This is a genomic window from Ferruginibacter profundus, assembly GCF_054783275.1.
Genome location: NZ_BAAGQW010000008.1, coordinates 1 through 7,892 on the forward strand (window position 1 = coordinate 1; position 7,892 = coordinate 7,892).

Genomic DNA, 7,892 nt, shown 5'->3' on the forward strand with positions numbered 1-7,892 from the left:
TTGGAACATCAGGCCTACACAAAACTCGCTTGGGAAAATATTGTATCAGTATTCCTTCTGTTGAATCAGCCAGAATGATATTCTTCCAACAAGGCTTCATTCCATTAGGCAAGGTTATAGAATTCTGGCCAGAAGTACTATTTAGCAACAATATTAAGCCTATAAGAGAAATTAAGTAACGCATTTATTTTTAGAATAGATGCTCTAATTGGACACTTTGCATATTATACGCTGCGATTAAATTGCAGCAAACGAGCAGGTATTGCCGATGGTGGGGAATTTTATATTCGTCCGCCTGGAACTGCTGCCTGGGTTTTTGATAAAGTTAAATATTAATAACTAAAGCTGGGCTTTGTCCGTCAAGTCCCGAACCAATGCACAGAGGAATTACCGCTGCTGATTGTTTCAATGTCAGGCCACACTATTGGCAATACCAATGTTGGCAGCAGTGTTTTGTGTTGCTCAGTCTTGAGTTTCTTTGTCTTCTACTGCTAACAATTTTTCTATAGGTGTCCAACTGGGCTTGCGAACTATATAATATAATTTTTTGTCCCGATTTTCTTTTAAGGTTATCTGGTCAATTCTTGGAAGAACAGCTTGTTCTAAAATTCCTGTAATTTCCATTGGACGAAAATGGTTTTCACCAGTCCAATTTGGAAGTTCTTCCATATTTTCAACATAGATATCTGTACCCCGATAATTAAACCACCAATATTGGTTCATATTCATTGCTCTTCCCCGAAGTTTAACGGTCTTACCAATTTGGTCTTTTAAATTGACAAGCCTTGGAATGCAATCCCTCACATCAAAAATGTCTTTAGATTCTGTCGGCTCAATTTTTCCATATACTTCAACAAGCTTTCCGACTTCTGATACTGTCCATTTTCTAAAGCCTATTAATCTTAGCTTCCCTTTTGATGTATTAATAAATGCAGTATCGCTTTCGTTTGTTGCAACTCCTGATATAAGAGCTATGTGTCCAATAAACTTATTAGGTGTCTCCCTTATGGGTTTGATTTTTTCTCCCGAAAGCACAACCAATCTATTTTGAAAATGAAATCCTTTTGTCTGCAACAAAATGCCCGCTTCCTCGTAGGCGTCGGAAGGGATACCGTCAAACTCACCTGTTTCATATACTCTTAAACGATAAGTAGAACCGTTCTCAAGTTTAGGAAGTCGCTTGTCGCCAAATTCTCCAAAATATGGTGAGAGTGGAATTTTTATTAGTTCTTGAATTGAAGAATCATGAATAGCTTGAACTTTCAGGATGGGGCCGTCATTATACGACCTCTTAAATCGATTGCTCACAATTATACCTTGAACCGTCAATGTAGTTCCCAATGGTTTGCCTAATTCACCAATTAACTTTTCTTGTTCTTTAAGATTAACAATATGAACTTGATGTCCACTGTCTTGCGAAAAACAAAAGTTATTTGTTTGAAAAAGTAATGCAAAAATGATAAGTTGTCTCATTGCATCTCGTTGTGATACGAAGGGTGTTACATTGCTGCCAACGGGCAGGGCTTGCTGCAGGGCTGGAATTCATTGCTCGTCCGCCCGGAACCACTGCTGACCTGCCTGCCGGCAGGCAGGTTAAAGATATAAAAGTGCGGGTTAACAAACAAAAGCCCAATAGGGTAGGTCCAGTCCAGATGAAGCACAACAGCGATAAAATGCTCCATTGCTCCAATGTCCAGCCAGCCTTGCAGCAAACCTAATGTTGGCTGCTGGCAAAGTCGGATTTAAGGCCTTCGATGCATCTTGTCACCCATTCATAGTCTGTAGCATCTTTAGCTTTGTCTGGATAAAAATATACTTCGAGTAATTGCTCGGCTGTAGAAGGAAAAATGTTGTCGTGCCAAGCACCATCATAAGTATAGATATATCCGTCTGTCAACTTTGCCACAGCAGCAGTTAGATGTCCATAAGCGATACTCATTAAAGGCGATCGACCTGCGGAAAGTCTAAAATACCATTCATATTCACAGTCAATAATTTGTTGTTTAAGTTGAGGTGTCATTGCAATGTTGTCTAATGTATCCTCAATATAAGAGTTCCAATCAGAAAGATGCTCTGATATCTTTTGACAATACGCATCAGTGCCACCATTTGATTTGTCAACTGTAAACCAGGCATACTCATTCTCTGTCCAAATAAATTTTGTGTCAAGATTGATGCTGTTTACATATTCTTCTTTGTCGTGGTGAATATTTACTAAAAAGTCAACCGGTAAATTAATTGAAAGCTTGTCTAACTGGTTCCCTAATGTCTGTTTTGCAAGTGTCAACACATTTTGAAATGTCAAACTGTTATCAACTTTTGTCGGTATGATGTTAAACGTGGTACTCATATTGCTTGCCGGTAACGTTGACGCATTGGCGTGGTAGGGGCAATCAATGCTCGTAAGCCCAATGCTTGTACCAAAGATAAATAGAATTACAATGTTTAGCCTATGTTCGTCAGCCCCTATAACGCCAATGCAATGTTGTGCGTAGGTTTGGTCACGCAGTCAGCATGTCTATGTTTCCGGTCTTGTATATTTCTACAACGTCTTTAATTCGGTCAACATTAAAAAATAGAAGCCACGAATACTTTTTGTCAGCAATACAAAACTGTTGTTCTTTCAGTCCGGACGAAAAGTAAAGTAGTTCTTTTAATGGCTCAAATTTGCAATCATAAACTTGCAAGTTTGGACCCTTCGGCAGCATAATCAAAAGCAACCAATAATTCTTGTCTTTGTGCAAATGTGGCAGTTGGTCTTCGTCAAGCTGTTTTACGGTACAAGTTTTAATGAGTTGACCGTGTTTTAATAATGTTGCTTTATTTTCCGCTTCAAAAAAATTTGCCCAAGTTGATTCGAATAGTTTCCTAATTATTTTTTCAATTATTCCACCACCACTTTCAAAAGGGTCCTTAAAGTCTGTTGCAGAAAATCGCTTTTTTACTAAATCAACTTTTTCGCTCCAATACATTTTTTATTAGGGTTGTCAAGTTATAGCAAATAAGTATGCGTCGGATAACTTACGCACAACGGCCAGGTATTGCTGCAAGGGGATATTTTATAATGTCCTGCCCGGAACAACTGCTGATTGAAAATATTTTGTTTAGGTTAAGAATTGAAGTACAGCGATGTTTGTCCTCCCCGGAACCAAAGCCTGGCTTTGCAGTTAGCAAAAGTTAGTTTGTTCAGCCACATTTTTGCAAAACTTTTTGTTGCACGCAGTTTTATCTTCGAGTTTTAATTAGGTTTTTAGTTTGATCTTCAACTGTTTTGTCCAATAGTAGTTGCAGCTTTTTTAAATATGTTTTTGAATTGTATTTGTAATTGATGTTGCTTTTTAAAGAGAGGCCAATTTTTTCAGAAAAGGAATAATCGTCAAGGCTTTTAGAAATTACCTCATTCTTTGTAATTATTTTAATATTCTGTCTTGTAGAATGATCTATAATACTCGAGTAAATATTTTTTTCCCCATTTTTAATCTCAATGAACTGAGGCACTTTGATTTGTTCTTGTTTAATTGCATCCTTATTGGAAAAGTAAAGTTTCCAAAATTTAGGGTTGTCAATTTTGATAGTAGAATAGTCGAAACAATTATCCTTCTTGGTCATGAAACTAAGCCCTTTGTCAATCCAAAAAATATACGTTGGCAAAAAGATCCATCCTGGGAAATCGCATATATTTTCGTCTTTTGCAGCGCTATATTCACAGCCAACGCAATAGTCTTGATAGATACAAACTGTGTCGATACCTCTTTCTCTTAATTGCGAGATATAGCTTTTTACAAGAGAGTCAACTTGATTGCTAGTTGTTTGTCCTTGTGTAGTTACAAAAAACGGTTGTAAAAAAAATAGTATGATTAGTTTATAAGGTGTCATTAAAATTGCGTGCAACGGGCAGGGCTTTAAGCTGGTTGGGAATTAGTATTCCGTCTGCCCGGGGCCACTGCTGATTGAAAATATTTTGATGAAGTTAATATTAATGCTCAACATTGTTTGTCAAGCCCCGAACCAATGCCTGGCTTTGCAATTTGTTGACGATAAGTTTGTCAAGCCCAACTTGCATAAAACCCAATGTTATGTGCATACCTTAATATGTATGCCAAAATACTTTGTCAATCTTTTGAAGCTTTTTACTTGATTCAGTTCGTACAACAATTTCAAAGCTGACTTTTCCTTCTGGCTCATAGTTGTTGTCCTCCGGGTCAAATAATTGTCTAATTTGAAATTCGTGTTTACCATTGCCTAAGTCAATTGATAGGTCTGCGTTATGTTTTGTCGGAATTCTCTCGTCGGGGAATTGTGCAGCCATTGTCAGATCTTCGTAATTAGTCAGAAATATTTTTTCCTTGGTAACTTCAAGTGTCTTGTAAAATTCTCTGAATGATTTTACGTCTGATGGAACACTTACAAAATGTACTGTCCAAACATTTTCAGAACCGGTCGACCAGAGTATTAAATTATCATTGTTCATTTCGTCTACGAAGCGATTAAATAATTGCGACAATTGCCAATCTTCACTTACGAAGGAATTGTATTTTTCGGCGTTGACAATCCCTAAAAAGCCAGAGTTGTCTGTTATTGTAAGGGCTATTGAACTTTGCATTGTCTTGTCGAAACTATATAATTAACGGAATGCTCAAAAAGGTTGCACATAACGTGCAGGGCTTACAGAAGGTTTGGAATTAGTATTCCGTCCGCCCAGTACCGTTGCTGATATTTTTGTATAGATGAAGTTAAGAACAAATGCCCAAAAATTGTTTGTCCAGCCCGGAACCACAGCTGAGTTGCGTATAACTGCTGAAGATTAGATTGTCCAGCCAAACTTTTTGTAAACCCCTTGTTAGCAGCAGTTTGCTGTGTCATGGATTCATTTATTAAGCTTAATGATATCCGGGTTAACATAAGAAAAAACAATTGGAACTGTATCATTGATTTCATAAACTTGTGAATGAACAACTTTATAGTATCTTTTTTGATTGTAGTCAAATTCAAATTCTATTCGTCGGCCATTAGAAAAAGAAATTTTTTTAACAATAACTTGCTTACTCAGCCCGTATTTGTTTAATTGAAATAATTCAAAATAATTGGTGTGAAAATAGAAAATTATTGATGTAACTATTAAAATTAAGACAGCAAAAAATGAGCTTAAATATTTAAATCTTGCTGCTTTGTTTTTTCCAATCGAATCTTTAAGAAATCCAGTGTCAGTCAATTTAATTAGACCAATATAATTGTTGCCTAAATCTTTAAAATAAGCCAACCGAGATATGAAGACACCTAAAGTATTTGCGGCGACCCAAGTAATCCATACAGATATTATAGTAGGGAAATGTATATCTTCTATGTTTACCCACCAATAGTTAAAACATAGTGTATAGGCTAAGAATATTGGAATAAGTCCAATACTTAAATATGTCAAAGCTGTTTTTTTACTCAATGTATGGTGTTCAAATTGCTGCTAACGGGCAAAGCTTTGCGCTGACATGGAATTTTGTAATTGTCAGCCCGGAACTGTTGCCGATAATTTTGTTTAGATGAAGTTAAGAGCAAATGCCCAAAGTTGAAATGTCCGCCCGGAACCACAGCTGAATTGCGTACATCTGCTGAAATTTAGTTTGTCAAGCTCAACTTGCAAAAAAACCAATGTTGTACGCCGTTTTGTCGAGTCGGCAATTGTAAAGTGTCAACCGACAAATACGAAAATATAATCTTGTTCAGCGTCTGCTTGTTTAATAATGTTTTTCAATTCTTCAAAGTCTTCCAAAATATGTCGTTCATTGTAGGCTTGATCGGGTGAATTGTCATTATGCCAAACTCTTGGGTAGATGCCGTTATTATTAAGTTCTTTTGCGTTATATTTTGAACTTATTTCTAATGAAGAGATTTTGGCAATTAAGACATTAAGTTGTGAAATTGTAGATTTGTCCAAGTATTGAATGAAAAGGCCGCTCTCATAAAACTCAAATTGCTCTTCAGGGGTCAGGCTTTCGAAAAAATGTTCACCTAATGAATGTGTAGGATTGAAGATTTCATTTACAAGTTCAGTTGTCGAATTGCTTTGTCCTTTTGATAAAATATATTCAAGTGCCATAAAAGAACCTTGAAATATTGAATAACTTTTCGCAGAATTAATGTCAAACTTTTGCTTGTTATCAGGCTTGTCTAACTGCTTAAATGTGTCTTGTGAAATTCTGTAAAGTGTCGCTGATTGGCTCATAGTGGTTGTCGGTTTAAAATGGCGCACAACGTTCGAGGCTTGCCGCAGGGCTGGAGTTGTTGCTGTGTCTGCCCGGCAACTGAAGCCGATTAAAAAACTGATGTTGAAGTTAACAACTAAAAGGCAAATAGAATTCGGTCAAGCCCGATATTAGCTGATAGTAGTAAAACTGCCGATTGTAATTCCGTCCGCCAGCCTTGCGGCAAACCTTTTGTTATGTGCTTTGCGGTTGATGAATGAGCTTCTGTAAATTGTTGAATTCATATTTGTCTAGAAGTATGTACACTCTTTTATAAGGGCTGTCAAGTTTTTCAATTTTAAACTCTTTCACTACAATTTTAGGGGGTACAAAAACTTCAAAAATCATAAATAGGCATCCAAGTCCAGTTGCAGTATCATCATGAAATGAACTTTCTCCATCTTGTCCGAAGTCAGAACCGAACGAAGAAAGCTTGATGTTATTACCCTTGTTGAAATTCCAAGTCCATTTAATTAGTCCGAAAAAGTAATATTTTGATACAAAAAATGAGTCAACAGAGAAAGCGACGTCTTTAACAACGATAATACTTAACGTAATGAGAACAACAGAAACAAAATATCCCATGTTGTCATAATGATAATTAAAGGCTAAAAAGCAACTTGTCCCTAAAATTAAAAACATAAGTCGTAAACTAAAAACTCTTCTCTCAATATTACGTTTATAAATTAGCATAAGGCTGTTGTCGCATTGCACATAACGGGCAGGGCTTGCTGCAGGGCTGGAATTCATTGCTGGTCTGCCCGGAACCGCTGCTGACCTGCCTGCCGGCAGGCAGGTTAAAGATATAAAAGTGCGGGTTAACAAACAAAAGCCCAATCCCGATGGCTATCGGGATATGTCCTGCCCAGATGAAGCACAACAGCGATAAAATGACCATTGCTCCAACGTCCAGCCAGCCTTGCAGCAAACCCAATGTTGCCTGCTGGCATTAATCGGTCTTTTGAAAAATGCCATGCAAATATTGGCTGCCTTCATTGTGATTTTCATTCATTAAAGTTTTTGCAAGTTCAATAGGCAAAGGTTTACTTGCAAAGCCTTTGTCTATTAAAGTAAGTTTATGATTTGCCAGAATTGCTTTTACTTCTGTTTCAATTTCCGTAAGAGAACTGTCACTGATAATATTTATTTTGTCCGGACTAAATAAGCCTTCCCAGCCTACAAAGTCTATTCCTTTGCTAAAAGAAGTTTGTCCGTAAGCCGCAATTGGAGAGCACAAGCTTACACAAACGATTACAGCATTTCCGTTGTAAATTTTCTGTCCACCTGGATAACAAAAGAACTCAAGATAATTTCCTAATCCTCCATCTTCAGAATAGTATGTGTCAAATGACTTATGCTGTGTCAAACATTTTATTAACTCTCCGTAATGTAAATTGATACTGTCGTCAAATAGATTTCTGTCGATTGGCCAGTCTGATCTGTAAGGCTGCCATGAGAATATTTTATGGAATTCTTGATCTGTCAACATGTTTCTCAATAGTAACGTAGGTGTCAAATATGCTAGCAGGCAACGACCAAGTATTTGCGAAGGCTGGGAGATAGACTTGTGTCCGCCCGTGTACTCCTGTTGATTAAAACTATTAGTTGATGTTGCGTATAACTGCCCGTTGATGTTTGTCCTGCCCGGAACTAATG

9 protein-coding genes are annotated in these 7,892 nt (G+C 37.1%); all 9 read right to left on the reverse strand.

The window, feature by feature from the left end:
- Positions 1-462 precede the first annotated feature (462 nt).
- Positions 463-1,473, reverse strand: a complete 1,011-nt coding sequence (locus ACYVM0_RS26830; RefSeq protein ID WP_460562559.1) for a hypothetical protein — start codon at positions 1,471-1,473, stop codon at positions 463-465.
- A 241-nt stretch (positions 1,474-1,714) separates the two neighbouring features.
- A complete protein-coding gene (locus tag ACYVM0_RS26835; RefSeq protein ID WP_460562561.1) occupies positions 1,715-2,305 on the reverse strand; it encodes a hypothetical protein in 591 nt (196 codons plus the stop codon).
- A gap of 196 nt (positions 2,306-2,501) precedes the next feature.
- On the reverse strand, positions 2,502-2,972 hold the full coding sequence (locus ACYVM0_RS26840; protein ID WP_460562563.1) for a hypothetical protein: 471 nt from the start codon (positions 2,970-2,972) through the stop codon (positions 2,502-2,504).
- A 253-nt stretch (positions 2,973-3,225) separates the two neighbouring features.
- Positions 3,226-3,891 carry a hypothetical protein gene (locus ACYVM0_RS26845; RefSeq protein ID WP_460562565.1) on the reverse strand — a complete coding sequence of 222 codons (666 nt, stop codon included), beginning with the start codon at positions 3,889-3,891 and terminating at the stop codon, positions 3,226-3,228.
- 196 nt (positions 3,892-4,087) lie between these two features.
- Positions 4,088-4,603, reverse strand: coding sequence for a hypothetical protein (locus ACYVM0_RS26850; RefSeq protein WP_460562567.1), 516 nt, complete (start codon positions 4,601-4,603; stop codon positions 4,088-4,090).
- Between the two features lie 264 nt (positions 4,604-4,867).
- Positions 4,868-5,437 (reverse strand): hypothetical protein, encoded by a 570-nt coding sequence (locus ACYVM0_RS26855; protein WP_460562569.1) that lies wholly within the window; start codon positions 5,435-5,437, stop codon positions 4,868-4,870.
- A gap of 246 nt (positions 5,438-5,683) precedes the next feature.
- A complete protein-coding gene (locus tag ACYVM0_RS26860; RefSeq protein ID WP_460562571.1) occupies positions 5,684-6,217 on the reverse strand; it encodes a DUF1877 family protein in 534 nt (177 codons plus the stop codon).
- Positions 6,218-6,431: 214 nt separating this feature from the next.
- A complete protein-coding gene (locus tag ACYVM0_RS26865) occupies positions 6,432-7,061 on the reverse strand; it encodes a hypothetical protein (protein WP_460562573.1) in 630 nt (209 codons plus the stop codon).
- Between the two features lie 124 nt (positions 7,062-7,185).
- Positions 7,186-7,892 (reverse strand): hypothetical protein (locus tag ACYVM0_RS26870; RefSeq protein WP_460562575.1); only part of this gene is annotated, 707 nt, incomplete at its 5' end.

Bases quoted from the DNA above. Each gene is read 5' to 3' on its own strand.
- ACYVM0_RS26830 (WP_460562559.1), bottom strand. From the start codon at position 1,473: ATGAGACAACTTATCATTTTTGCATTACTTTTTCAAACAAATAACTTT.
- ACYVM0_RS26840 (WP_460562563.1), bottom strand. From the start codon at position 2,972: ATGTATTGGAGCGAAAAAGTTGATTTAGTAAAAAAGCGATTTTCTGCA.
- ACYVM0_RS26850 (WP_460562567.1), bottom strand. From the start codon at position 4,603: ATGCAAAGTTCAATAGCCCTTACAATAACAGACAACTCTGGCTTTTTA.
- ACYVM0_RS26860 (WP_460562571.1), bottom strand. From the start codon at position 6,217: ATGAGCCAATCAGCGACACTTTACAGAATTTCACAAGACACATTTAAG.